At 48.8% G+C, this 26,359-nt stretch carries 28 protein-coding genes and 1 other annotated feature; of the genes, 25 read left to right on the top strand and 3 right to left on the bottom strand.

All coding sequences use genetic code 11. From position 1 onward, the window contains the following. The first annotated feature begins 60 nt into the window (after window positions 1-60). The 8 genes from ACFSUC_RS12120 to sigG all read left to right on the top strand — a co-directional run bounded on the left by ACFSUC_RS12120 (window position 61) and on the right by sigG (window position 7,584). The gene (locus tag ACFSUC_RS12120) at window positions 61-864 is read left to right on the top strand and encodes a cell division protein FtsQ/DivIB (protein ID WP_379929865.1); all 804 of its coding nucleotides are present in this window, start codon (window positions 61-63) and stop codon (window positions 862-864) included. Window positions 865-1,105: 241 nt separating this feature from the next. Further along, window positions 1,106-2,359, top strand: a complete 1,254-nt coding sequence (gene ftsA / locus ACFSUC_RS12115; protein WP_379929863.1) for a cell division protein FtsA — start codon at window positions 1,106-1,108, stop codon at window positions 2,357-2,359. Window positions 2,360-2,465: 106 nt separating this feature from the next. After that, window positions 2,466-3,575 (top strand): cell division protein FtsZ, encoded by a 1,110-nt coding sequence (gene ftsZ / locus ACFSUC_RS12110; protein WP_379929862.1) that lies wholly within the window; start codon window positions 2,466-2,468, stop codon window positions 3,573-3,575. 441 nt (window positions 3,576-4,016) lie between these two features. Further along, window positions 4,017-4,460, top strand: a complete 444-nt coding sequence (locus tag ACFSUC_RS12105; RefSeq protein ID WP_379929861.1) for a hypothetical protein — start codon at window positions 4,017-4,019, stop codon at window positions 4,458-4,460. Window positions 4,461-4,570: 110 nt separating this feature from the next. Continuing rightward, window positions 4,571-4,783 (top strand): helix-turn-helix domain-containing protein, encoded by a 213-nt coding sequence (locus ACFSUC_RS12100; RefSeq protein WP_379929860.1) that lies wholly within the window; start codon window positions 4,571-4,573, stop codon window positions 4,781-4,783. Between the two features lie 240 nt (window positions 4,784-5,023). Beyond that, entirely contained in the window at window positions 5,024-5,965 is a 942-nt protein-coding gene (gene spoIIGA, locus ACFSUC_RS12095; protein ID WP_379929858.1) for a sigma-E processing peptidase SpoIIGA, read from the top strand. A 21-nt stretch (window positions 5,966-5,986) separates the two neighbouring features. Then, the gene (sigE, locus tag ACFSUC_RS12090) at window positions 5,987-6,709 is read left to right on the top strand and encodes an RNA polymerase sporulation sigma factor SigE (RefSeq protein ID WP_379929857.1); all 723 of its coding nucleotides are present in this window, start codon (window positions 5,987-5,989) and stop codon (window positions 6,707-6,709) included. 83 nt (window positions 6,710-6,792) lie between these two features. Continuing rightward, window positions 6,793-7,584 (top strand): RNA polymerase sporulation sigma factor SigG, encoded by a 792-nt coding sequence (gene sigG / locus ACFSUC_RS12085; RefSeq protein ID WP_379929856.1) that lies wholly within the window; start codon window positions 6,793-6,795, stop codon window positions 7,582-7,584. Between the two features lie 81 nt (window positions 7,585-7,665). Here sigG and ACFSUC_RS12080 read toward each other — a convergent pair whose 3' ends face one another. Beyond that, a complete protein-coding gene (locus ACFSUC_RS12080) occupies window positions 7,666-8,688 on the bottom strand; it encodes a substrate-binding domain-containing protein (RefSeq protein ID WP_379929854.1) in 1,023 nt (340 codons plus the stop codon). Window positions 8,689-8,951: 263 nt separating this feature from the next. Here ACFSUC_RS12080 and ACFSUC_RS12075 point away from each other — a divergent pair, with 263 nt between their 5' ends. From ACFSUC_RS12075 to ACFSUC_RS12010, 14 genes are all read left to right on the top strand, one after another. Next, window positions 8,952-9,908 carry an MTP-1 family protein gene (locus tag ACFSUC_RS12075; protein ID WP_379929853.1) on the top strand — a complete coding sequence of 319 codons (957 nt, stop codon included), beginning with the start codon at window positions 8,952-8,954 and terminating at the stop codon, window positions 9,906-9,908. A gap of 265 nt (window positions 9,909-10,173) precedes the next feature. Beyond that, window positions 10,174-11,094, top strand: coding sequence for a carbohydrate ABC transporter permease (locus ACFSUC_RS12070; protein WP_379929852.1), 921 nt, complete (start codon window positions 10,174-10,176; stop codon window positions 11,092-11,094). Beyond that, window positions 11,084-11,938 carry a carbohydrate ABC transporter permease gene (locus ACFSUC_RS12065; protein WP_379929851.1) on the top strand — a complete coding sequence of 285 codons (855 nt, stop codon included), beginning with the start codon at window positions 11,084-11,086 and terminating at the stop codon, window positions 11,936-11,938. Before ACFSUC_RS12070 ends, ACFSUC_RS12065 begins: the two co-directional genes overlap by 11 nt. Before the next feature lie 35 nt (window positions 11,939-11,973). Next, window positions 11,974-13,245, top strand: a complete 1,272-nt coding sequence (locus ACFSUC_RS12060) for an ABC transporter substrate-binding protein (protein WP_379929849.1) — start codon at window positions 11,974-11,976, stop codon at window positions 13,243-13,245. A gap of 24 nt (window positions 13,246-13,269) precedes the next feature. Beyond that, on the top strand, window positions 13,270-14,331 hold the full coding sequence (locus ACFSUC_RS12055) for a BtaManbiosPhlase (RefSeq protein WP_379929848.1): 1,062 nt from the start codon (window positions 13,270-13,272) through the stop codon (window positions 14,329-14,331). A 197-nt stretch (window positions 14,332-14,528) separates the two neighbouring features. Then, window positions 14,529-14,825 (top strand): YlmC/YmxH family sporulation protein, encoded by a 297-nt coding sequence (locus ACFSUC_RS12050; protein WP_379929846.1) that lies wholly within the window; start codon window positions 14,529-14,531, stop codon window positions 14,823-14,825. Window positions 14,826-14,942: 117 nt separating this feature from the next. Then, the gene (pgeF, locus tag ACFSUC_RS12045; RefSeq protein ID WP_379929845.1) at window positions 14,943-15,815 is read left to right on the top strand and encodes a peptidoglycan editing factor PgeF; all 873 of its coding nucleotides are present in this window, start codon (window positions 14,943-14,945) and stop codon (window positions 15,813-15,815) included. Then, a complete protein-coding gene (locus tag ACFSUC_RS12040; protein WP_379929844.1) occupies window positions 15,809-16,534 on the top strand; it encodes a YggS family pyridoxal phosphate-dependent enzyme in 726 nt (241 codons plus the stop codon). The genes pgeF and ACFSUC_RS12040 overlap by 7 nt, the downstream gene beginning before the upstream one ends. Continuing rightward, window positions 16,518-16,943 carry a cell division protein SepF gene (locus ACFSUC_RS12035; RefSeq protein ID WP_379929843.1) on the top strand — a complete coding sequence of 142 codons (426 nt, stop codon included), beginning with the start codon at window positions 16,518-16,520 and terminating at the stop codon, window positions 16,941-16,943. The genes ACFSUC_RS12040 and ACFSUC_RS12035 overlap by 17 nt, the downstream gene beginning before the upstream one ends. 33 nt (window positions 16,944-16,976) lie before the next feature. Continuing rightward, on the top strand, window positions 16,977-17,255 hold the full coding sequence (locus ACFSUC_RS12030) for a YggT family protein (protein ID WP_379929842.1): 279 nt from the start codon (window positions 16,977-16,979) through the stop codon (window positions 17,253-17,255). A 12-nt stretch (window positions 17,256-17,267) separates the two neighbouring features. Continuing rightward, a complete protein-coding gene (locus ACFSUC_RS12025; protein WP_379929841.1) occupies window positions 17,268-18,056 on the top strand; it encodes a YlmH family RNA-binding protein in 789 nt (262 codons plus the stop codon). A 127-nt stretch (window positions 18,057-18,183) separates the two neighbouring features. Beyond that, entirely contained in the window at window positions 18,184-18,660 is a 477-nt protein-coding gene (locus ACFSUC_RS12020; RefSeq protein ID WP_379929840.1) for a DivIVA domain-containing protein, read from the top strand. Window positions 18,661-18,757: 97 nt separating this feature from the next. Beyond that, window positions 18,758-18,996, top strand: a binding site (T-box leader). Window positions 18,997-19,177: 181 nt separating this feature from the next. Continuing rightward, window positions 19,178-21,898, top strand: coding sequence for an isoleucine--tRNA ligase (ileS, locus tag ACFSUC_RS12015; protein WP_379929993.1), 2,721 nt, complete (start codon window positions 19,178-19,180; stop codon window positions 21,896-21,898). A 181-nt stretch (window positions 21,899-22,079) separates the two neighbouring features. Further along, window positions 22,080-22,439 carry a DUF5665 domain-containing protein gene (locus ACFSUC_RS12010; protein ID WP_379929839.1) on the top strand — a complete coding sequence of 120 codons (360 nt, stop codon included), beginning with the start codon at window positions 22,080-22,082 and terminating at the stop codon, window positions 22,437-22,439. Here the strand turns inward: ACFSUC_RS12010 and ACFSUC_RS12005 are convergent. After that, window positions 22,401-23,138 (bottom strand): TraR/DksA C4-type zinc finger protein, encoded by a 738-nt coding sequence (locus tag ACFSUC_RS12005; RefSeq protein WP_379929838.1) that lies wholly within the window; start codon window positions 23,136-23,138, stop codon window positions 22,401-22,403. The genes ACFSUC_RS12010 and ACFSUC_RS12005 overlap by 39 nt on opposite strands. 115 nt (window positions 23,139-23,253) lie before the next feature. Between ACFSUC_RS12005 and lspA the strand changes: the two genes are divergently transcribed. The 3 genes from lspA (at window position 23,254) to ACFSUC_RS11990 (ending at window position 26,106) form a co-directional block, all read left to right on the top strand. Continuing rightward, on the top strand, window positions 23,254-23,763 hold the full coding sequence (gene lspA, locus ACFSUC_RS12000; protein WP_379929837.1) for a signal peptidase II: 510 nt from the start codon (window positions 23,254-23,256) through the stop codon (window positions 23,761-23,763). Then, a complete protein-coding gene (locus ACFSUC_RS11995; RefSeq protein ID WP_379929836.1) occupies window positions 23,750-24,760 on the top strand; it encodes an RluA family pseudouridine synthase in 1,011 nt (336 codons plus the stop codon). Before lspA ends, ACFSUC_RS11995 begins: the two co-directional genes overlap by 14 nt. 104 nt (window positions 24,761-24,864) lie before the next feature. Beyond that, a complete protein-coding gene (locus ACFSUC_RS11990; protein ID WP_379929835.1) occupies window positions 24,865-26,106 on the top strand; it encodes an LL-diaminopimelate aminotransferase in 1,242 nt (413 codons plus the stop codon). 122 nt (window positions 26,107-26,228) lie between these two features. Here ACFSUC_RS11990 and ACFSUC_RS11985 read toward each other — a convergent pair whose 3' ends face one another. Then, complete coding sequence (locus tag ACFSUC_RS11985) at window positions 26,229-26,354, bottom strand: hypothetical protein (RefSeq protein ID WP_379929833.1); 126 nt, start codon at window positions 26,352-26,354, stop codon at window positions 26,229-26,231. Between the last annotated feature and the right edge of the window lie 5 nt (window positions 26,355-26,359).

Below are 26,359 nucleotides of genomic sequence, written 5' to 3'. Positions count from 1 at the left end.
TGTACATGCGGGACAAGCTTCGCTGAGCGAAGGAGATGAGAGGGAGGTGAGAGACGAGAGATGAATGGATACAGAGGACAAGCCTCGATACCGGCCATGAAAAAACAGAAAAGACCGAGAAAAAAAAGCCGCAGGCTGCTGGCTCTCATCTTTTGTTTTTTTGTCATTTTGCTGGCCGTTCTGTTTTTTCGCTCTTCCTTCAGCCAGATTACATCCATTGAAGTGACAGGAAATCGCTGGCTTTCACATGAACAGATTCTGGCGCAGTCCGGGATTACTGTCGGAGAATCCTATTTTATGCTGAATGAACAGAAGCTGCGCGACAATCTAACGCAGCGCAAGGAAATCGAGAACGTCAAAACCGAGAAATCGTTTCCCGGCAAGCTGGTCATTCACGTAGAGGAACATGATGCCGTTGCGTATGAGGGATCGCCGGACGGAGAGCTGACGATCCTGCTTGCCAACGGGGCGTGGATCTCTGCCGCTGACCGTGTGCAACTGGACAAGCCTCTCCTGACAGGCTGGGAGGATCAGACTGAGGGCAAGAAGAAACTGGCTCGCGTATTGGCCGAAATCCCACCCAGACAGCTCATGGATATTTCCGAAATTCGTCCTTTGCCTGCTACGTCCTCTTATGAAGATAAAATCCTACTTTATACCCGCTCCCAATTCGAGGTCGTCACGACGATCGACTATTTGAAGGACAAAATAGACGTATTGGAGGGGATTATTGAGGAGCTGAGGAAGCAGGGAACGCGAACAGGAGAAATTACCCTGCTGGAAGCCATCATTCATCGTCCTTTTCCCGGTGATGAGCAGCAGGACGATAGTCCTACAACACTTCAAGCGGAAGAGCTAGAGTGAGATTTCGCACGAAAAAGTTTTCTGAAAGGCTCTATAAAAAGAAAATGAAAAATGATAAACTTGTGTTACTAAACAGGGATGCAGAGTTGTCCGTCTGTTGGCAGCAGAGCGTTCCTTCAAAAAAATGGCTTTCCAATAAAAATATTGTTGCAAAAAGAGGGAATACCTCTCTTGTGTGGAATATGTAATAGGATATACGAATAAATGCAAGCAATACGCTGAAAACAGGAGGTGCCACGGATTGAGCAGCAATGACATCATCGTGAGTTTAGACATCGGTACATCCAAAGTAAGAGCCATCATTGGAGAGTTGAATAATGGCTCGATCAATATAGTGGGTGTAGGTTCAGCAGATTCCCAAGGCATCCGTAAGGGAGCTATCGTTGATATAGATCAGACGGTTCAATCCATCCGGAGTGCGGTGGACCATGCGGAGCGCATGGTTGGGATCGAAATCACAAATGTATATGTCGGTATTTCAGGCAATCATATTGGCCTTCAATCCAGTCACGGAGTAGTGGCCGTATCCAATGAAGACCGTGAGATCGGATATGAAGATATTGACCGGGTGCTGCAGGCAGCCAAAGTCATCGCCTTACCTCCTGAGCGGGAGATCATCGGCATCGTACCCAAGCAGTTTCTGGTAGATGGACTGGAAGGCATCCATGATCCACATGGCATGATCGGCGTTCGTCTGGAGGTCGAGGCGACCATTATTACGGGAGCAAAGACAGCCGTACATAATCTGCTTCGATGTGTGGAAAAAGCAGATCTGGAAGTGTCGGGCCTTGTTCTCTCTTCCCTCGCATCCTGCCAGATTGCACTATCAAGGGATGAGAAAGCAATGGGAACTGCGCTGGTCGATGTCGGGGCAGGAGCGACGACCATTGCGATATTCAAAAATGGCAATTTGACCGCCACCTCAACCCTGCCGATTGGGGGCGAATACATCACCAATGACATCTCGATTGGACTGCGCACCCAAACGGAAATGGCGGAAATGATCAAAATGAAGTACGGTTGTGCCCTGATTGAAGAATCCGAGGCGGATCAAAAGTTCAAGGTTCCTCGGTTAGGCAGCAACTCGGAAAAAGAGTTTAGCCAGGTCGACTTGGCGAATATTGTGGAACCGCGCGTGTGCGAGATCTTCGAGCTGATTCAGGCGGAAGTTCATCGACTGGGTGGCAAAGAGCTCGCAGGCGGCTATGTGCTAACGGGTGGTACCGTCATGATGCCTGCGATGCTGACGGCAGCCCAGCAGGTGCTGCAAACGTCTGTGCGTATTGCGGTTCCGGATTATATCGGCGTTCGTGATCCGTCCTATACCAATGGGGTGGGCATGATCCAATATGCCTTGAAGTCTGCGGCAAAAGGCAAGAGCAGCAATTCGGCTCCAGCGAGTGCTCCGGCTGCCAAAAAGGCCAAGCCGGCTGCCAGCAAGCAAAAGCAAGGCGTGATGGAAAAATTCAAGAACTGGTTTAGTGAATTTATCTAAAACCTTGCACCATTAAACAATGACGAAATCGATTCGAATAGGACAAGCGTGATGCAACATAGGGATGACAAAAACTATTCGTTCAGGTAGGAGGATTATGACCGATATGCTAGAGTTTGATATGGAACAAAATCAGCTGGCCTCAATTAAAGTCATCGGCGTCGGTGGTGGCGGCAGCAATGCTGTCAATCGCATGATCGAATTTGGCGTAAAGGGCGTTGAATTTATTACAGTAAACACCGATGCGCAAGCACTGAACTTCTCTCATTCTTCCATCAAGATGCAAATTGGCGAGAAGCTTACAAGAGGATTGGGTGCAGGTGCCAATCCGGATATCGGAAAAAAAGCAGCGGAAGAATCCAGAGAACAGATTATGGAAGCCCTTAGTGGAGCGGACATGGTATTCGTTACAGCCGGAATGGGCGGCGGAACTGGAACCGGTGCGGCAGCGGTGATTGCCGAGATTGCAAGAGAATGCGGCGCATTAACCGTTGGGGTCGTGACCAGACCGTTTACCTTCGAGGGAAGAAAACGCAGCAATCAGGCGGAACAGGGAATTGCCGCTCTGAGAGAAAAAGTGGACACGCTCATCATTATTCCGAATGACCGACTGCTCGAGATTGTGGACAAGAAAACGCCGATGGTCGAAGCTTTCCGTGAGGCAGACAATGTACTTCGCCAGGCTGTACAGGGGATCTCCGATCTCATCGCTGTACCAGGCCTGATTAACCTCGACTTCGCGGATGTCAAAACCATCATGTCTGAGCGTGGTTCTGCCCTGATGGGTATTGGGGAAGCAACGGGAGAGAACAGAGCTTCCGAGGCTGCCAAGAAAGCGATCATGAGCCCGCTGCTGGAAACCTCCATCGAAGGAGCGCGCGGCGTGATTATGAACATTACAGGCGGTTCCAACCTGAGCCTGTTTGAAGTCAATGAAGCGGTGGAGATGGTTACAGGAGCCTCGGATATCGAAGTGAACATGATCTTCGGTGCGATCATTGATGACGAGATGAAGGATGCCATCAAGGTGACGGTCATCGCTACCGGATTCGAGCATAAGGCGCCAGCTACACCAGCGGAGCCGGCACGACGTCCATCGAGCGCCCCGTCTGAGCAGGAGAAATCAGGAGGCCTTCGTCCGTTTGGCAATTCAGCGTCTCCATCTTCTGATCAACTGGACATTCCGACATTCCTGCGCAATAAGAAAAACCTGTAGTCGAGCAGGCGTCCAGGCATGTATAAGTGAATGCATGTATATGTCAATGTGTATGTGTGTATGGGAACATCAGGCGAATCAAAATCAAACTGTTCTTCAAGTCGCAACCCGGCTTGCGGAACAGTTTTTTTACTTTCATGGACCCCTTACCTCAATGAGGGTGAACATACTTCTATATTCATACCCCTGTTTTAAATTATGTGGGATACTCATTTTGGTGGGGTGGTTGGTTAGGTATTGTAGTATGGTTGGTAGCATCCGTTCTCAATCTGGAGGTTACAGAATGGTTAGTCATCCTTGTAGTGATCGTATGTTACAGTATTGGGAAAGGGATGAAAATGGTATTAAGAAGATGCGATACAAGCCATTCAAGTCATGATGGGACGTTGAAAGGAAAATGGGATGAACAAGTTAGAAGTTCGCAGTCTGAAGAGTAAATTTGTGAATCAAGAGCATGACGTCATTGTCATAGATGGGAAGCCATTGGATGCATGGCTGGACGAGTTTTATCCGGATCGTGTATTGCGAGGTTTGGTTCCGATGATCTTGGATTGGATGGTTGACGAAAAGGAAGCAAAATTTGTGCAAGACTGCTTCTTGTCTGAAAAACAAATGAAGCTGTTGCCTGTACTCATGTGTCCGGATGACTGCGATTTTTCATGCACCGTTATCGTAGCAGAGGTGCTTATGGATGGGCCTTACGTGATTTGGAAGAGGATGGGTCAGCTGGTGCACCAAAAAGAGGATTGGCACAATGGAATTGAATCTAGCGGGGGAGAAGTGGATTGGTTTGATAAAGTACCAGTATTGAAATTTGATAAAGAAATGTATATGGAGAACTTAGCCTCGGTTTATACGTTGCCATCGCATGATGAGTCAATCTGAAACCGGACCGTTTTCTTGTTTGAATTCTTGAGTATGATGCTCAATCAGACAATCCATTCAGGCTCTACTAGAGAAGCCAAATGATCATTTCTAGGAAGGAGAAGCCTCTCATGATCACATGTAATCTCAGAAGGTTAATGGCTGACCAAAGAATCGATGACATATCTGAACTAATGAGATTGTCTGGTTTAAGTCGGAATGCGATCAATAAATTATATCGAGAAGAGAATCTGGAAACTACAAAACTTGAGACATGTATGAAGCTATGTGACACCCTTAACTGTAAGCTATCTGATCTTATTGCATATACACCAGCAAAGTGACAGAAGTCATGAGTACTTCTTCATCTTCAGAACCGTAAAAAGCATCCTGTGAAGGATGCTTTTTTTATGCTTGTAGAAGCTGGTAACGGCTGTCGAATCGGGAGGTTGCGTTCGACAAAATTAGTGTTTTCTCTCTATCACATTTAGACAGACTTCTAGAAGGTCGTTGTTTATACTAGTCTCATCGCTGAATCAGCCTGTTCCAAGTCGAGGTTGTGCGGGTGGAGGGGAGCATGCCAGATGGTGATCTACGCTGATATCGTATTTTTGACCAACGTCCTGATTGATACGATCACCCTCTCTATGACGGCCTGGATGCAGAAGCTGAAGATCAAACCGGTCAGAATTGGACTGGCTTCATGCTTGGGTGCCCTGTATGTGGTGATGATGTTTGTTCCGGCATTATCTGCCCTGTATACGCTTGCAGTAAAAGGTCTGTTCTCAGTGTGCATGCTTTGGATGGCGTTTGGCTTTCACAGCTTGCAGTCTTTTCTGCGAAATTTCATGGCGTTCTATATGGTCAACTTTGTAGCAGCGGGAGGCATATTCGGACTTTATTATATGTCCCAGTCTCATAAAGAACTGCTGAACGGCATCTGGTTCACGTCATCGGGCGGAGGGACAGAATCGATTCATATGAGCCTCATTACGGTGATGGTACTGCTGGTTGTCTTGCTGGTCCTTTATCGGCGGCTATTGCAGGCGACAGACAAAAAACAGAAACTGACGCATCTAGTATCGGATGTGACGATTCACATCGGGCCGCATGCATTCACTTGCAAGGGACTTGTAGATACGGGAAATCGGCTGTATGATCCGCTCACTTCCACCCCGGTCATGATCGTAGAATGGAGCGTCATTGAGGAAATCTGCACCGATGCGATACGCAGAGGAATTCAGGAGGGGCAGCAGGCGTTGTTTGATGCGCTGGAGGATGAAGAGTTTGCCTACCGGGAAAAGCTGCGTTTTGTGCCTTATCGCGGCGTACAGAAAGGGACCGATTTCCTGCTGGCGATCAAGCCGGAACGGGTATGCATTCAACAGGGAGCACACTGGATTGAGCAGCGAAAGGTGTTGCTGGGTTTGAAGGGAGAGGCGCTCAGCGGAGAAGGTGTGTTTCAGGCAATTATTCATCCAGACCTAATGGATGGTGCACAGCAAGAGCAGAAATCAATCAGCTAAATTTACTACAGGAGGTTGCGTATGTACTGGAAGTTGAAATTTAACCTGCAAATTTTATTTTATCGGTTTTTGTTCTTGTTGGGACTGAAAAGTGAAGAGATTTATTACATCGGAGGCAGTGAGGCGCTTCCTCCTCCGCTTACGAGAGAAGAAGAGGAGTTTTTGCTAGGAAAATTGTCCAGCGGGGATTCCGCGATCCGTGCCATGCTGATCGAGCGAAATTTGAGGCTGGTCGTATATATTGCACGAAAATTTGAAAATACGGGCATTAACATCGAGGATCTCGTTTCCATTGGTGCGATTGGCTTGATCAAGGCGGTCAATACATTTGATCCCGAGAAGAAAATCAAACTCGCCACGTATGCATCCAGATGTATTGAGAATGAGATATTGATGTATTTGCGCCGAAACAACAAGACAAGAACCGAAGTTTCCTTTGACGAACCCTTGAACATTGACTGGGACGGAAATGAACTGCTGCTGTCGGATGTACTGGGTACCGAAAATGATATTATTTACCGGGATATTGAGGAACAGGTGGACAAGAAGCTGCTGCTCAAGGCGTTGGATAAGCTGTCTGAACGGGAGAGAACGATTATGGAACTGCGCTTCGGATTGGTGGACGGAGAGGAAAAAACACAGAAGGATGTGGCGGATTTATTAGGGATTTCCCAGTCCTATATCTCGAGACTGGAGAAGCGGATTATTAAACGCTTGCGCAAGGAATTCAATAAAATGCTGTAGAGGTACGATTGGGATTCAAGAATAAATTAGCCTGCCAGGGGGATAATGTACAGTAATGTTTCACCTTGGGAGGTAATACGCAAATGACCCGAAACAAAGTTGAGATCTGTGGTGTGGATACCTCGAAATTGCCGGTTCTCACCAATGCAGAGATGAGGGAGTTATTTGTTCAGCTGCAACAGCATGAAGAGCTGTCAGCGAGAGAGAAGCTTGTAAATGGAAATTTGAGACTGGTGCTGAGTGTGATTCAACGGTTTAATAACCGTGGAGAGTTTGTAGATGATTTGTTCCAGGTAGGCTGCATCGGCCTGATGAAGGCCATAGACAATTTTGATCTCAGTCAGAATGTTCGGTTTTCTACATATGCCGTACCGATGATTATTGGGGAGATTCGCCGATACCTGCGGGACAATAACCCGATTCGGGTTTCCCGTTCCCTTCGAGATATCGCGTACAAGGCTCTGCAGATGAGAGACCAGTTGACGAACAGAAATTCCCGGGAGCCAACGATCTATGAGATCTCCAGTGAGCTGAATGTTCCCAAGGAGGATGTGGTGTTCGCACTGGATGCGATTCAGGACCCCGTTTCATTATTTGAGCCGATCTATCATGATGGCGGCGATCCGATTTATGTCATGGATCAGATCAGTGATGAGAAAAATAAGGATATGTCATGGATTGAGGAAATTGCGCTGCGTGAAGCGATGCGCAAGCTGAACCAGCGCGAGAAAATGATTTTGTCCAAGCGATTTTTCGAAGGGAAGACACAAATGGAGGTCGCGGATGAGATTGGCATCTCCCAAGCTCAGGTTTCCCGGCTCGAAAAGTCGGCCATCCAGCAAATGCAAAAGCATGTAAAGACTGTTGAAAAATAATACATGATCCGCTGAAGTCGTCGTTCAGCGGATTTTTTTATGCTTCAGCTTGACCGGAGTGGTGGGAGCTATCTTGGATGTTCACTCAGCGGCTGCGGAGACCGGGGCCGTAGAGTCCCGTTTGATCAGGGTGGCGGGTAGCAGCATTTCCAGATAGGGTTCATTGCGGTGTTCGATGCGCCAGAATAATCGCTCGGCGGCCAGCGTGCCATACCGATTCAGATCAATATCCATAGTGGTCATGAGCGGTGTGGTCATTCTCGACAACTGTCCATTGTCATAGCTGCACAGGGAGATGTCACCTGGAATGGAGAACCCGAGCTGCTGCATCGTGGAGTGAACCATGAACCCGAGACCATCATTGACACAGAACCAGGCTGTAGGCTGGCGATCCAGTGCGCCCACTGTTCGCGTCACATAGTCGAGCTCTTCCCTGGCATCGGTGATCATCCACTCCGGTTTCACGGGGAGGCTGTGCAAATGCATCGCTAAACGAAAGCCTTCCATCCGTTCATAGTAACTCGGAGAAAAGTCGATATTCCCGATAAACCCGATGTCCCGGTGACCGAGCTGAATGAAATGGGAAATGGCTTCAAAGGCTCCAAAACGATTGTTGGTGAGAATGCAGTCAGCCTGAAGACCCGGCTCATGATGATCAATAATGACGGTGGGAATCTCAGTCTCCAGTACTTTCTGGATATAATCGGAACTGATGTGCGACAGCACGATAATCCCGTCAACCGAATGATTCTCAATAAATGGCGGAAGGATGTGACGGTCTCTCATCGTTTGATCAATGGACTGGATATGAAGCTGCATGCCGCGTTTTGACGTTTCCTTCTCAATGCTTAAATAGATTTCGCCAAAGAAATTCTTTTTTGAAAAGGCAAATTCAGAGGCAATGAGGCCAATGTTGCCGGAGTAGAGAGTAGACAGTTTCTTTTTTTGTTTTCCGTACACATAGCCAAGCTTGTCTGCGGTCTCTATAATGATTTGACGGGTGTCCTCGCTGACGCCGGACTTCCCGGACAAGGCTTGCGAAACGGAGTTTTTGGAAATATTCAATTGATCCGCAATATCTTGCATTGTCACTTTATTTTTCATTCATTACACCCCATCATAGGCCTTGTTGTTAATATTGTAACGTTACAAAAATAAAAAAGCAATACTTTTATATATATACAATCATAGCAAGGATTTTAAACGATTTGAGACCGAAAGTTAGATTGGTTTTTATCGTGTTTTTCTCGAATTTAGCATGACTTTTTTCATGATTTATCATGACAAATAGATTGACAAAACAAATGATTTCTTGTAATTTAGCGATAATCAACCCATTCCATTGAATGGATGCAGGAGGTATCACGATGTCCACAGACAATCGGGAAATTCAATCATGTCAAGCTCTCTATCATCAATATCTGCAATCCGGCAACATCGTAAAGATTCGCAATGCCAGAAAACTCGTTTTCCGCGGCGTGGGAGAGCGGGATGTCTATAACATCTCTGCGCCATTTGATGAAGCTGGCCGGCTGGTTATCGCAGGGAGGGTGGAGAAAAGGGATAGTGAGCATTCCGAAGTTGTGTTTTTTTCACAGCAGTCCGATGGCAACTGGGTACCTATTGACGAGGCGCCGGTGTTAACCTTACAGGACCCGTTCTATACCCGCATCGGTGGGGAGCTTGTGATTGGAGGTGTGGAGATCTTTCCTCATCCTGATCAAGCAGATGCACTCATGTGGCGAACGGTTTTTTACAAAGAAAAAGATTTGACCTCACTGCGCCTATGCTTCACAGGTCCGGACGGAATGAAGGATTTGCGAATGCTGGAGCTGCCAGGTGGACGCATCGCAGTCTTCACTCGTCCGCAAGGTACCAAAGGGGGGAGAGGCACGATAGGCTTCACAATCGTGGATTCGCTGGATGATTTGTCTATGGAACAGATCAATGAAGCGCCGCTACTGGACAAGCAATTCCTTGCGGAAGATTGGGGAGGGGCCAATGAGCTTCACCTGCTGGCCAATGGCTGGATTGGGGTGCTTGGCCATATCGCACGCTTTGATGAGCAAGGGGACCGGCATTATTATCCGATGGTGTTTGCTTTACATGCGGAAACAGGTGAATATACCGAGATGAAGATCATCGCAGAACGCAGTGATTTCCTTCCCGGTGCAACCAAGCGTTCGGATTTGAAGGATGTCGTTTTCAGCGGTGGACTGGTTCGTCATGCGAATGGATGGGCAGACTTGTATGCAGGCATCAGTGATGCGGAGGCCCATTGTATCACATTGCCAGATCCGTTCATGCCCTTTGAACAGAAATGATAAGTATAAGTAACGTGACTGAAATGTCTTGTCATTGATTTGAAAATATTCGTCATGCTTAATTTATATGGCCTATACTATGCTTGTATGAACAGGAATAGCCTCTTCTATAGGCCGGTCAGTAGACCTGTCAGTTTATCAAATAAAAAGGTTGACTCCACACAAAAATCATGTAATAATCACATTAAGTAATTCGTTTTGTAACGTTACAAAATGTTAAGCCATCAAAGCAACATAAGGAACGTCAGGGAAAGAAGGGGAGAGCGTGACCAAGTATCGAAAATACGAAGGCTATCTCTACATCTTGCCATGGATACTCGGCTTTTTTATGTTTACGGTTGCCCCGCTGGGATTTGCTTTCTATGTGGGGATGACGGAATGGGACACCTTCAATGCACCGAAATTTGTAGGACTGCAAAATTACAAAGACCTGTTCCAGGATGAATATTTTTTGAGCTCGCTATGGATTACAGTGAAGTTTGCCATCCTGTCCATCCCGCTCGGGATTGCGACCTCCATGTTTATTGCCATTATGCTGAATAGCAAGGTAAGAGGGGTGTATTTCTTTCGAACCGCGCTATACATGCCGGCGATCGTATCTGGTGTGTCGATTGCGCTTCTGTGGAAATGGATTTTGGACAAGGATTTTGGACTGTTGAATCTGATCCTGTCCAAGTTCGGGATTCCAGCTGTTGGCTGGTTGAGCAACCCTGACATGGTGCTGCCCTCCTATCTAATCATGGCTCTGTGGGGAGCAGGCGGTGGAATGCTGACGTATTTGGCGGGGCTTCAGGACATCCCTTCCCACCTGTATGAGGCCGCTGACATCGACGGGGCAAACGCCATTCAGAAATTCAAAAATGTCACATTCCCAATGCTGACCCCGATCATTTTCTATAATCTCATTATGGGGATTATCGGTGCGATGCGGAAATTTACAGATGCTTATATCATTGGCGGTGCAGGCAATCAAGGCCGCTTCTATATGGTCTACTTGTATGAGAACGCTTTCCGGTACTTCAAAATGGGTTATGCCACAGCTATGGCCTGGGTATTGTTTGTCATCATCTTGCTGCTAACGCTTCTCGTATTCAAAACATCCTCAGCCTGGGTGTTTTATGTAAGCGAATTCAGCAATAAGAAAGAGAAGAAACGCAGAAAGAAGGAGGTGCGACATGCCAAGTAGATCTTTAAGCATCACGCAGCTCAGGCGCCTCCGCAAAGCTTTCTTGTATATCATGCTGATTCTGTTCTCGATCTCGACGCTGCTGCCTTTGTTCTGGATGATTTCGACCTCTTTGAAATCGGGAGACGTCATCTTTGAGATTCCGCCCCGCTTTTGGCCGGACGGCTTTCATTGGCAGAATTACACGCGAGCGATTGAGGAAATCAATTTTTTCACACTTTTTAAAAACACGCTGATCATTACCGGATTTCAACTGCTGTCCAACGTCTTCGTATCGGCGTTTGTCGCTTACGGGTTTGCGAGATTTGAATTTCCGGGAAAAAATATCTGGTTTCTGCTTGTGTTGTCCACCATCATGCTTCCCGGAGAAGTAACGATGATTCCAGTGTTTATCGGATTTAGTGAGATCGGTTGGGTTGACTCCTTCAAACCCTTGATTATACCTGGCTTTTTTGGCGGATCACCGGTATTTATCTTCCTGTTGAGACAGTTCTTCATGTCGGTTCCGAAAGAACTGGAAGAGTCGGCCATCATTGACGGCGCGAACAGCTTCAAGATCTTTTACCGGATCTTTCTTCCCTTGTCTGTTCCGGCGCTTATGGTCATTGGCATCTTCTCCTTCCAGGGAAGCTGGAATGATCTGCTTGGACCGTTAATCTACCTGAACTCGACGGACAAGTTTACACTTACGCTCGGTCTGGCGATGTTTAGAGGTCTGATGAAGGTAGAATGGGGTCCGCTCATGGCCGGTTCCATCATGGCGCTCGTGCCTGTGATCGTGGTCTTTTTTGCCGCACAGAAGCATTTTGTTGAAGGGGTCAAGTTGACCGGTATCAAAGGATAGTTCAATTACCCACACCATGTAAAGGGGAGTTCAAAATGAAAACGAACAAGACATTAAAAGGATCGTTCATTCTGGCACTGATTTTGATGATGGCTGTTTTTGCGGCTGCATGTGGAGGGAACAATGGCAATTCAGAACCATCGGCAAGCTCTGACAACACGTCGAATAACGGGGGAGAGGCAGTCGAAAAGGTGGAGCTGAAGGTCGCGACATGGGCCGGGGCAGGTGAGTTGAGTGAATTTGAAGAACTCGTTTCAGGCTTGAATGCCAAGTCTGATCAGTATGAGATCGAAATACAGAGCATTCCCGCTGACTATTACCAGAAACTGCAAACGATGATTGCAGGCAAGCAAGCGCCGGATTTCATGTGGCTTTCCCAGGAACACATTCCGCAGTATGCCAAGCTGGGTGTATTGCAGCCCCTGGATGAGCTGTTGAAGGAGACCGACGGATTCAACCGAGACGATTATTTTGACGGTGCCTACAACGTCAGTGTATACCAGGAACAGGCGTATGCGTTGCCATGGATTTCTCAGCCGTACATGCTCTATTTCAACCAGGATATGTTTGAAGAGGCTGGGGTAGAGGTGCCGGCCAATGATTGGACTTGGGAGCAATTTATTGCAGCCGGCGAGAAGCTGACGAAGGATGGACAGTGGGGCGCGCTGCTGAATAATATGCCGCTGCCGATGTTTATGTGGTCCTATGGTGGCGATACATTTGACGAAAATGGCGATATTGTACTGGGTGAAGAAGGTGCGATCAAAGGTCTGGAGATGTACCAGCGAATTGCCTCTTCCGGCATAGCACCGGAGCGGGCTACAGCCGATTCCATGGGCGGAGCAGATATGTTCAAGACAGGCAAGGTCGGCATGTTCATGGGCGGTGCCGGAGATGATCTGGAGAAGACCGTTTCATTCAACGTAGGTATGGCCGTTCCGCCAAAAGGGACAGAGCAGGTAACATTCAGCTGGATCGGGGTCACAGCGATGTCCAAGTCAACCGAAAATCCGGAAGTAGCTGCCCAAGCACTGGTGGATATGACCCAGGCTATGCATGAGTGGAAGGTTCCTGCACCAACGAAAACGGCCCTGGATCTTATTGCCGAGGCCAGACCGGACAAGGCCTATGCCGTTGACACGATTCGAGCTGCTTCTGAGGTGGCCAGAGGCTTCAACAATCAGCCGCAGCAAGCAGAAATTGACACGATGATCTGGGAAAAGCTGACTCAGCCACTGGAACAAGGTGAAGATGTACAGAAGGCCGTTGACGAAACCGTAGAGAAATTCGAAAAGATTATAAAATGATGGATCAGGATTGAGGAGACAACCATGAAGGCTTACCGCTATAAAGAGAACCCGCTAGTCACCCCTGCCGATGTCAAGCCGCATCGCCCAGATTTTGAAGTGATCGGCGCATTTAATGCAGGGATAGCCACCTACAACGATGAAATATTGATGCTGCTTCGGGTGGCGGAGAGACCGATCAGTGAGGACCCGAATGTCGTCAAGGCGCCGATGCTAAATCCGGTCACGCAGGAATTGGAAATCCGGGAGCTCTCGCGCCACGATGCGGCTTATGATTTCTCTGATCCCAGAGTGATACGAAACCGGCATTCACAGGCGTCCTTTGAATATTTGACCTCCATCTCCTATATTCGGATTGCGCGCAGCAAAGACGGGCATCATTTTACGATTGATGATCAGCCCTTTGTCTTTCCTTCGACTGAGCTGGAGATATTCGGTATTGAGGACCCGCGTGTCACCCAGATTGACGATGTGTATTATATTTACTTCTCGGCTGTTTCACCGGTGGGCATCGGAGAGTCGATGGTGTCGACCCGAGATTTCCAGTCTGTGACGCATCACGGGATGATTTTCGGTCCAGACAACAAGGACGTGCTGATCTTCCCGGAGAAAATCAACGGCAAATATTATGCGCTTCATCGCCCTACCACCAAGAGTGCGGGCAAGCCGGAAATGTGGATTGCCGAGTCAGACAATTTGCAGTATTGGGGCAATCACCGCCATTTGCTGGCTCTGCGTTCCGGCATGTGGGACAGCGGGCGTATCGGTGGAGGTGCTGTTCCTTTTCGCACCGAGAAAGGGTGGCTGGAACTGTATCACGGAGCCACGGAGGAGCATCGCTATTGTATGGGAGCTGTATTGCTCGACCTGGATGATCCGTCCAAGGTCATCGCTCGTTCGCATTCCCCAATTCTGGAACCTGAGGCCGAGTATGAACGCAACGGATTCTTCGGAGATGTAGTCTTTTCTTGTGGGGTAGTCGTCCGTGATGGCGTCGTCCGCATGTATTACGGCGTGGCGGATACTTCGATGGCCTGTGTGGAGCTGCAACTGGAAGACATTATGAATACATTGGAATATGTGTAGAAAAGCGCGTCAAAGTCTGTTCAGGCTTTGGCGCCTTTTCTATTCTATTTCACGACGAGGGATGCCTTTCCATGCCAATTGCATCCGGAGCAAAACGGATTGTACCGCTTGCAAAGATGTAGGACATTTTGCGGGTCTCTGACATATATTAATAGGAGACAGAAGGGCAGGTTACCCAAAGTGATGGTGGTGAACGGATGAAGATTTCAGATTTTCAGACGAAGGATGTCATCAATATTGTGGACGGCAAGAAGCTGGGACAGGTCAGCGATCTGGAGCTGGATCTCCGTCAGGGGCGGATTCAATCGATCGTCGTTCCGAGTACAGGGAAATTTTTTGGCTGGTTTGGCGGCGGTTCCGAGGTGATCATTCCGTGGAACCAGATTGTGAAGATTGGTATGGATGTGGTACTGGTGAAGCTGGATGACTCCAGGGCGTATCGCACGCCAGATCAGACAGAGATTTCTTCGGAGTATTATCGGAGCCAAACTTAACGAGGCATCCAGACATTATGACGGAGTCAGACATAAATCGGTCCGCGGGCATACGATTTTTTTAGGCCTGATATGATACAATGGACAGAAATGTTGGTATAGGAGAGAGAAGTGAATATGCGCGAACCTTTTCAGTTGAAACAGCACGAAGAATTGCGCTGGCTGGAGCTCTCGAACTGGATGGAACAAGTACCGGGTCTTCAGGCCGGATTTTCGACGCGAATCGGAGGGCAGCGTCCGGCAACATCGCTGGCGTTCAACACGGCGCTTCACGTTGGAGACGAAGCAGAGCAGGTCATCGCCAACCGCAAGCGACTGGCTGAGGCACTCCCATTGCCCTTCCATACGTATACGTGTGCGGAGCAGGTACATGGTTGTTCGGTTCACCGCGTAACCAGAGAAGACGCGGGAAGCGGCAGGGAGTCGAGGGATTCGGCCATCCCGAACGCGGATGCGCTAATCACAGATGAGCCCGGCGTTTGGCTTGCCTCTTTTTATGCCGATTGTGTTCCGATTTATTTGCTTGATCCGGTCCATCGCGTCATTGGTCTTGCTCATGCGGGGTGGAAGGGAACGACGCTGGAAATCGCGAGACATACAATGGAAGCGATGCAGAAGCAATATGGCAGTAAGCCTGAAGAGATGCGGGCTGCCATTGGTCCGGCAATCGGTATCTGCTGTTATGAAGTAGATGCACGGGTCTATGAGGCTTGCAAGTCCCTCTTCACTGAAGCAGAGTGGAACCGACTGGAACCGGTCTTGATGCAACAAACGGATGAAAGTCACTGGCGAGCAAACTTGAAAGAATGCAACCGACAGATTATGATGAAAGCAGGAATTATGGCGACCCATATCGAATGTACTGAATATTGTACAGCTTGTCGTCAGGATCTGTTCTTCTCTCACCGCAAGGAAGCGGGGAAGGCAGGGCGCATGATGAGCTGGATCGCTTTCAGCGACGAAGGAGAAAGGAATGCATCATCTTGTTAGACAGACAACAGTTTGAACAGCAGTTGGCACAGGTCGAGGCACGTGTCACATCCGCTTGTACACGCAGTGGGAGATCGAGAGAAGAGGTCCAGGTGATGGCCGTTACCAAATATGTCTCCCTAGAGACGACCAGACTGGTACTTGAACAGGGACATGCGCATATTGGCGAAAGTCGCTGGCAGGACGCCAGCCAGAAATGGGAGCAGCTTCATCAACTGGGAACCTGGCATTTCATCGGTCATCTCCAGTCCAATAAAGTGAAGGATGTGTTGGGTCGATTTGACTACATTCATTCTCTGGACAGGCTTTCCCTGGCCAAAGCCATTCACAAAAAGGCAACTCAGGATCAACAGCGTGTGAAATGCTTCCTACAGGTCAATGTGTCAGGAGAAGCGTCCAAGCATGGCATGGAACCGGAACAGCTGATATCTATGGCGGAATCGGTTCGCGAGATGCCTTCCATTGAGATTGTCGGCCTGATGACCATGGCTCCCTACACCGAACATCCAGAGGAAACCAGACCGGTATTTCGAGCGTTAAGACAACTTCGAGATGAACTGAACCAGCGCAGCATACTGCCGAATCCCGTGCAGCATTTGTCCATGGGGATGTCGAATGATTTTGATATAGCCGTCGAAGAGGGTGCAACGTTTATTCGTTTAGGTTCTGTATTGGTTGGAAAAGATGAAGGAGGGGAAACGAATGGGAGTCATGAATAAGTTCATGAATTTTTTAGGCCTTCAGGAAGAGGAAGAAGTCATTGAACGGGAGCGGGTTCAGGATCAGGAAGAAGAGATTGAACCGGTAGCCGGCGATTTTCGCAAGCAGCAAAAATCCAATGTAGTCAGCCTTCATTCCCAAAAAAACGTGAAGGTGATGCTGTGTGAACCCAATAATTATGATGAAACACAGGAGATTGCCGATTTCTTGAGATCCAGACGCTCAGTGGTCGTCAATTTGCAGCGGGTTCGCCGTGACCAGGCTGTCCGCATTGTCGATTTTCTCAGTGGGACCGTATATGCGCTGAACGGGCATATTTCCAAGGTAGGACCGAACATATTCATGTGTACGCCGGACTCGGTTGAAGTCCATGGCAAGATTACGGAAATGCAGGAACAGGCCGAGTAATGGTTTGGAATAATACGTAGAGGTGAACAAGCATTGACCCAATTTAATGAGTTTTTGAACATCGTGTACAACATCTATTTATATATGATTATTGCTTATATACTGTTGTCGTGGCTGCCAAATGCACGCAACAGTTTCATTGGTGAATTGCTCGGACGGTTCGTGGAACCCTATCTCGGTTTTTTCAGAAGATTTATCCCTCCGATTGGCGGGGTGCTGGATCTGTCTCCGATTATCGCGATCTTTGCCCTGCGGTTTATCTTCATCGGCTTGATGGTCGTGCTGGATTACATCGGAAAAATCTTCGTGTAAGGACTTGTTGGCATGAGTAAATCAACTGGAATTCATGAACATTTCAAGCCGGAGGAAGCGCCGTTTGTTGATCGTGTGCTCGACTGGATGGAGCGGGTAGAGCAGCAGCATATGACCAAGGAAACGGACTTTCTTGATCCCAGACAGATTCAGATCGTGCAATCACTGGCTAATCGCTTTCCCTCCGTGCAGGTGCTGACATGGGGAGGCTATGCAGACGCGGAGCGGCAACGTATGCTGCTCGCACCGGATTATGCCTATTTGACCGAAGAAGATGTTCACATCACACTCTTGTCCGTCACTTCTTCCGACACCAAGTTCGCTGACCTTCAGCATGGGGATTTCCTGGGGGCGATACTGGGTCTGGGGATGAAGCGGGATAAGATGGGTGATCTGCACATCCATGAGCAAGGCTGTCACTATATTGTCGCCGAAGAAACGGCTTCGTTTCTGGACACTCATCTGAGACAGGTGCATCGTGTACAGGTGTTTACGGAAGTGCTTCCGATTACGCAGCTCATTACTTCCGAAGAAAAAGTGGAGGAATTGACCATTTCGGTCGCTTCCCTTCGTCTGGACGGTGTGATGAGCGATGCCGTACGGATGAGTCGCGCCAAAATATTGCCCTGGATCAAGTCAGGCAAGTGCAAGGTGAACTGGAAGGTGGAGGAGAATCCTTCGATACTGCTCCAGCCAGGTGATATGCTGTCGCTCAAAGGCTATGGCCGATTCAAGCTGCTGGATATCTCAGGGCCGACCAAAAGCGGTCGACACCGGGTTACACTGGGCAAGTATGTATAACGAGCATCCGGCATGGAAGCGCTGAATATTTTGAGGACAAATGAAGGAAAAGGATTGTCCTTGTCGAATTACTACTCATGGTTGCTGTGAAGCCATTGAAAATATCGAGATGCAGGAGGTGTATCCAATGCCTTTAACGCCATTGGACATACATAATAAGGAATTCTCTCGCAGCTTTCGCGGGTATGACGAAGATGAAGTGAATGAGTTTCTGGACCAGGTAATCAAGGATTACGAATCTGTCCTTCGCGACAATAATGAATATAAAGAGCAGGTTGAGACCCTTCGAGAGAAGCTGGCCCATTTTGCGAACATTGAGGAGACCTTGAGCAAAACGATTATCGTGGCACAGGAAACCGCAGATGAAGTGAAGAGCAATTCGAAGAAAGAAGCCCAATTGATCATCAAGGAAGCAGAAAAAAATGCAGATCGCATTATTAACGAAGCACTGGCGAAGTCACGTAAGGTCGCGCTGGAGATCGAAGAGCTGAAGAAGCAGGCTTCCATCTACAGAACGCGCTTCCGTACCCTGGTTGAAGCACAGATGGAAATGCTGAAGGAGGATTCCTGGGAGTCCTTTGAGCGGTCAGCCGTCAACGAATAATTCGTGGAGACGGTACGCAGCTGCCCATTGACTGGGCGATGCGAATTGGTTAAGATATAGTCCATAAGTGAAATCAGTAATTAATAAACGAATAGCTTGGAAAACGAAGATCAGGATAAGTAGGCAGGAAACTGGCATTTGCAGCGAGTCAAGGAGGGTGAGAGCTTGACATGCCAATCTTGCTGAAGATCACCTGGGAGCGGTCTGCTGAATCGCATGCTATGAAGTAGGCAGACACGGGTCATTCCGTTATCGATGAAGCGAGTGACGCTGAATGAGAAAAGACATTCAGGGTAACAAGGGTGGTATCGCGAGAGACAGCTTCTCGTCCTTTGATGGACAAGAGGCTTTTTTTGTGTTTGTAGACGATTTGCGAATCGATAAGCATGAATGGAAGACCAACAAGAATACGAAGTCAAACAAGGAGTGGTAGAACGTGAAAGTGGATAACGAAAAAGACAACACAGAAAAGAAAGATTATGGCAAGACGCTGAATTTGCCGCAAACCGATTTCCCGATGCGCGGGAACTTGCCTCAAAATGAACCCAAGATGCAACAATGGTGGAACGAAGTAGACATGTATCGCAAGGTTCAGGAGCAGCAACAGGGCAAACCCAAATTCATTCTGCATGATGGCCCTCCCTATGCCAATGGAGACATTCATATCGGGCATGCGCTCAACAAAATATTGAAAGATATGATTGTCAGATACAAGACGATGCAGGGCTATGATGCGCCATATGTGCCGGGCTGGGATACCCATGGATTGCCGATCGAGCAAGCCATTTCTAACAGCGGCAAAGTGGATCGCAAAAAAATGAGTGTGCATGAATTCCGTGAATACTGCAAGGATTATGCATTGAAATGGGTCGAGAAGCAGAAAGAGCAGTTTCAGAGACTGGGCATTCGCGGTGACTGGGAGCACCCTTATGTCACGCTGGACCCGGTTTATGAAGCCCAGCAGATTCGTCTCTTCGGACAAATGGTGAAGAAGGGGTATATTTATAAAGGCTTGAAGCCAGTTTATTGGTCCCCATCCTCGGAGAGTGCATTGGCTGAAGCGGAAATTGAGTATAAGGAGAAAACCTCTCCTTCCATCTACGTGGCCTTCGATGTCCAGGACGGCAAAGGCAAACTGCCGCAAGACGCATCTCTGATCATTTGGACGACCACACCATGGACCTTGCCAGCCAACCTCGGCATCAGTGTGCATCCGGACTTTGATTACGTGCTGGTGGAAGCGGACGGGAGAAAATTCGTACTGGCTGAGGGCTTGCTGGAGCAAGTGCAGCAGGAAATTGGCTGGGAGCAAGTACAGAAGATCCAGTCGTTTAAGGGAACAGAGCTGGAAGGCATGACCTGTCAGCATCCGTTCTATGATCGCACTTCACTGGTCATGGTCGGAGAGCATGTCACGCTGGAGGCAGGTACAGGCTGCGTCCATACCGCTCCGGGTCACGGGGAGGAAGACTTTGCAGTAGGCAAGAACTATGATCTCGGTGTCCTGTGTCCTATCGATGACAAAGGGAAGTTTACGGCAGAAGCACCGGGCTATGAAGGAATGTTCTATGATGCTGCCAACAAGCCGATCACACAGCGTCTGGAAGAGAGCGGTCATCTGCTGAAGCTGTCCTTCATCAAGCATCAGTATGCGCATGACTGGAGAACGAAAAAGCCGGTTATCTACCGGGCAACCGAGCAGTGGTTTGCTTCCATCGATCAGTTCAGGGAAACGATGCTGGAAGAGATCAAGCGTATTAACTGGACACCTGAGTGGGGTGAGGTGCGTCTGCACAATATGATCGCAGACCGCGGAGATTGGTGTATTTCCCGCCAACGGGCATGGGGCGTTCCGATTCCGATTTTCTATTGCCGCAGCTGTAACGAACCGCTGGTGAATGATGAGACGACCGAACATGTCGCACAGATTTTTGAACGCGAAGGCTCGAACAGCTGGTTTATTCGCAGTGAAGATGAGCTCCTGCCAGCAGGCACGGCGTGTGGATGCGGAGGCAAGGAATTCCGGAAGGAAACGGACATTATGGATGTTTGGTTTGACTCGGGCTCCAGCCATATGTCTGTCCTGCAAACCCGTGAGGACCTGCAATCTCCGGCTGACCTGTATCTGGAAGGATCGGATCAATACAGAGGCTGGTACAACTCTTCACTGATCACAGGCGTTGCGGTGAACGGTCACTCTCCGTATAAGGGCATTCTCAGCCATGGCTTTACGCTGGATGGAGAAGGTCGCAAAATGTCCAAGTCACTTGGGAATACCGTGGACCCGACGAAAGTGTCCAATCAGCTCGGGGCGGATATTTTGAGATTGTGGGTGGCGTCTGCGGACTATCAGGCAGACCAGCGGATCTCGGATGCGATCCTCAAGCAGACTTCGGAGGTCTATCGTAAAATTCGCAATACGCTGCGTTTCTTCCTGGGGAACCTGACCGGATTTGATCCGTCATCCGATGCTGTACCGGTTGCGAATATGCGCGAACTGGATCGTTATGCGATGATCCAGCTGAACCGAATGGCCGACAAAGTGCTCAAGGCGTACGAGAAGTATGATTTCCATATCGTGTATCAGGCCGTGCATCACTTCTGTGCCGTTGAGATGAGTGCCTTCTATCTGGATATCGTGAAGGATCGTTTGTACGCGAGCGCACCTGATGATGCAGGTCGCAAAGCGGCGCAAACCGTTCTGTATGAAGCGTTGCAGGTCATTACCCGACTGATTGCACCGGTTCTGCCTCACACGGCTGATGAAGTGTGGAAGTACATCCCGAATACTTCGCTGATGAGCGTTCAGCTTGCGGAAATGCCAGTCGTTCGCACAGAGGTGTTCGATGCGGAGATTGAGCAGAAATGGAGCCGCTTCATGGAAATCAAGGATGAAGTGTATCGCGCGCTGGAGCTGGCACGAAAAGAGAAAGTAATCGGCAATGCGCTTGGAGCCAGGGTAACGCTGTATCCAACCGAAGAAACAGCTGCCTTCTTGCGTCGATTTGATAGACTGAATGAGCTGTTCATTGTCTCCCAGGTTGAAGTGATGGCGCATGATGCGTCACTGCCGGAAGGACTGAGCAAAGGTGAATTTGCAGCGGTTCAGGTGGAAGCGGCTGAAGGTGAGAAATGTGAGCGCTGCTGGATCATTTCAACCGATGTGGGTCAACATGCAGATTATCCACAGCTGTGTCCGCGCTGTACGGATGTTGTCATGAACCACCATGCTGAGTAGCACAGACGACGATTCATGCCGAGTGAATCCTGCCGGACAAGCGGGATAGCCAATGGATTGTTAAAAAATACATGTAGATGATGGGGAAGGGGACTGTCTGGAACGTTCATACTAATGGATAGCTCACCTTCCCTCTTGCATGAGAGGGAAGGTAAAGCAAGAGAGACAGGAGGCCAGGAGGATGAAGCAGCAAGTCTCGATCCAGGGTATTGAGGAACGTTTGGAGCGCCTTGCCAAAAAGCTTGAATCCGGCGAAATTGCAGAATATGTGCGACTGGCTAACTCACCAGGCAAATTGCTTATTCGCAATTTGTTTGCCGGAATTGCGAGAGGGGTCGGCTACGCCATCGGCATCTCTGTATTTTTGCTGCTGATGCTGTATATACTCCGTGCTCTTGGCGCATTGAACCTGCCCATCATTGGTGATTTTATTGCGGATATCGTCAAAATCGTACAAATTCAACTGAAACTGGACGGCTATGCAGAGCTTAGTCATACCGTCTCAGCTATGATACACATCGGTCATATCAACAGGATTTGACACCATTTCGTCGATTTCGCTGGTCATATACTTTTCATATTCACGATTGCGCACCACCTGAATAGACGTCCCGTACAAATCTGTGGCCAGGAAGCTTTCGATGGGCTGTACATAGCCATCTGGTTCATCCTGTTCTACGTACAGATCATCGTAGTCACTGGTTTCTGCCTGCTCGGCAAAGGCAGGGGAGTTAGAGGTGCCCCAGCTCTCGACAATTTGCCAGGCGTCTTCCCCGTCAAAGCCGTTGTACTCATCGTGGTCATCCATGCTGCTTCGACCGAACGGGGGCGTCAGAAAGGCTTCTTCTGCCGGTCTGCGCCGGGAGACATGCTGGTCAGGGGTGTGGGCGACACAATAGACGGCGGTCGGATAAGCTTCCAGTCGATCATAGGGAATCGGGCGTTTGCAGGTCGGACACTCGCCGTACGTCCCTGTCTCCATGGACGCGAGCGCACGATCAATATCTTCGAGATGAAGCTCCAGATGCTCTTGCAGGGCAATGTCTTTTTCTCGTTCATACAGTTCTGAAGCCAGATCACCCGGGTGATTGTCCAGTGTAGACAATTCCCCGACGGCTTCCCGGTGCGACACCTTCAACTGGTGTTCATCACGGCTGTGCAGTTGCTGCTCGAGACTTTGTTTGTCACGCAGCAGTGCCTGTTTCAGGTTATGGAGTTGCGATTCGGTCAATCCGTTCATGACGTCAGCTCCTTCCGATCGTGCTGTCTTATCTTTTGCGATCCGTCGAAAATTTAACGAGGTAATTCCTTGAACCGCAAGCAAAGCTTTACGGTCTCAGGGAGAGAGGAGAATTATGCGAAACAAGATGGGGATATACCTGCTCATTTCCCTGCTGGTCATCATCATCGATGCCGCGACCAAATGGTGGATCAAATCTGAAATGAATTATGGGGAGTCCATACAGGTTATCGGAGATTTTTTTCGGATTACATCACACCGTAATTTGGGTGCGGCGTTTGGAATTTTGCAGAATCAGCGTTTGTTCTTCATAATCATCACGATCGTGATTGTGATCGGAATCGTCTGGTTTTTACGCAAGAGCGTGCAGGAACAGAACAAATTCCTAAGCTTTGCCCTGTCTCTACTGCTCGGCGGTGCCATCGGCAATTTTATCGACCGCGCTACAACAGGCGAGGTTGTGGACTTTTTCGATTTTTACTTTGCTTTTATCGATTATCATTTTCCCATTTTCAATATTGCAGATTGCGCGATCGTGATCGGGGTTTGCATGTTGATCTTGGATAATCTGTTGCTCTGGAGAAAGGAAAAAAAGGAATCGGTGATGAAGCATGAACAATCATAAACAGAATGAATCGCAAGGGAAGAATGATGTGGAAGAAACGGTGGAAGAAATGATGGAGGCCTCCATGGAGGAATCCTCGTACAGCTGGCAGCTGGCGGCTGAGCATGAACAGGTTGGACAGCGTATTGATAAATTTATAACCGATGAGCTGGGGGATGAAGTCTCTCGTTCCCAAGTCCAGCAATGGATCAAGGATGGGCATGTCTCGGTACAGGGCAGACCTGTCAAGTCGAATTACAAGCTCAATGCGGGTGATGAGGTGGAACTGCACATTCCGGATGAAGTGGATGGGGAGATTATGCCTGAAGCGATTCCGCTGGAAGTGGTCTACGAGGATACGGACGTGATCGTGGTGAACAAGCCGAGAGGGATGGTGGTGCATCCCGCCGCCGGTCATCGTTCGGGTACACTGGTCAATGCGCTGATGCATCACTGCAAGGATCTGTCAGGCATTAACGGTGTCATAAGGCCCGGGATCGTACACCGCATTGACAAGGATACGTCCGGCCTGATCATGGCGGCCAAAAACGACAAGGCGCATGCCTCCTTAGCTGAACAACTTAAGGCACACACCGTCAATCGCAAGTACCTCGCCATCGTACATGGCAGGCTGGAACACCAGCAGGGCACGATTGATGCCCCAATCGGTCGAGACCCGAAAAACCGCAAAGCGTATACCGTCATTGAACGCAACAGCAAGCAAGCCGTCACACACTTTGTCGTGCTGGATCAACTGGAGGATTATGCCATTCTCGAGCTGAAGCTGGAAACAGGCCGAACGCACCAGATTCGCGTGCATATGAAATTCATCGGTCATCCGCTCGTGGGAGATCCGATGTATGGAAGGTCCAAAGGCATGACGATGGAGGGGCAGGCGCTTCATGCTGCTGTGCTCGGTTTTGTTCATCCTGCAAGCGGAGACTACATGGAGTTCGAAGCTCCTCTACCACCGGAAATGGAGCAGCTGCTGCAAGTGCTGCGCGTAAGGGACGAATAGCAAGCGGAGCAAAATACAAACTATTGTACGATACATCCATTTCATATGGCTGTGAGGATTGATAGAATCTTGTTTATCATTAATTAGGTAAAGGAGTGTCTTGGATGAGTCAGGAAAGCTATATCCAAAGCATGTTTGCAGAACGAATTGGTGGTGCGAATTACGGTAAAGGCACCGCTATTTATAAATTCGAGAAAATTAAGCGCGCCAAAGCGGCAGCCAAGAAAGAGCATCCGAATGTTGCCCTGATCGATATGGGTGTAGGGGAGCCGGACGAGATGGCTGACAGCGGAATTGTCGCCAAGCTTGCCGAGGAAGCGTCCAAGCCTGAGAACCGCGGCTATGCCGATAACGGTGTTCAGGACTTCAAGGAAGCCGCAGTCCGCTACCTGAAGAATGTATTTCAGGTGGATGGTATTGATGTGGAAACGGAGATCAATCACTCGATCGGTACGAAGCCTGCCCTGGCGATGTTGCCAACTGCCTTCATCAACCCAGGAGACGTGACCATCATGACGGTGCCAGGCTATCCGGTCATGGGTACACATACCAAATATTTGGGCGGGGACGTATACAATGTTCCGTTGTTAAAAGAAAACAACTTCCTGCCAGACTTGAATGCCATTCCGGAAGACATTGCCAAGAGAGCGAAGCTCTTTTATCTGAACTACCCGAACAACCCGACGGGTGCAAGTGCAACGGTAGAATTTTTCGAGCAGGCGATTGCGTTTGCCAAGAAGCACAATATCGTCATCGTGCATGATGCGCCGTATGCAGCCCTGACGTATGACGGCTTGAAGCCTTTCAGCTTCCTGTCTGTGCCGGGTGCAAAGGAAGTCGGCGTTGAGCTGCACTCCCTTTCAAAGTCCTACAATATGACGGGCTGGAGAATCGGGTTCATTGCCGGAAATCCACTGGTTGTGAAAGCGTTCAAGGACGTAAAGGACAACAACGATTCCGGTCAATTTATCGCCATTCAAAAAGCCGCAGCCTACGGTCTGGACCATCCAGAGATCACCGAGCAAATTGCGGACAAATATTCCCGCCGTCATGATATGCTGGTTGCAGCGCTGAACGAAATTGGCTTCAAGGCGGAGAAACCGAAAGGCTCCTTCTTCCTGTACGTGGAAGCACCGAAGGGGATTAAAGGCGGACAATCCTTTGAAAGCGGAGAAGACTTCTCCCAGTATCTCATTCGGGAAAAGCTGATCTCTACCGTGCCTTGGGATGATGCAGGACGCTTTATCCGTTTCTCTGTTACGTTCGAAGCAGACGGCATCGAGAAGGAACAGGAAGTCATCGGTGAAATCAAGCGCCGCCTGACAGACGTTGAGTTTGAATTTTAATCGCAAATAAACAGTACGGCTCCATGTTCGATGCATGGGGCCGTTTTTATGAAAAAAATCATACGTGGATATTGACTTCTCTTGTCGAACATGGGATAATGCTATCAATTGAATAGGAACCTTTAATTCAGTCCCGTGAGACTGGCAAGGTGATCGACATTGAGACGAAGCTCCGTGAACCGGATTGTGCGTTTCTCCAGTAGTCGCTCCGCATCGTGCATGACCCGTGAGTCTGACGATGCAAGCATCGGAG

Source organism: Marinicrinis sediminis, from assembly GCF_042685085.1.
GTDB lineage: Bacteria > Bacillota > Bacilli > Paenibacillales > KCTC-33676 > Marinicrinis > Marinicrinis sediminis.
The sequence above is the reverse complement of the archived record's forward strand: the minus strand, read 5'-3'. Positions and strand labels throughout refer to the sequence as shown.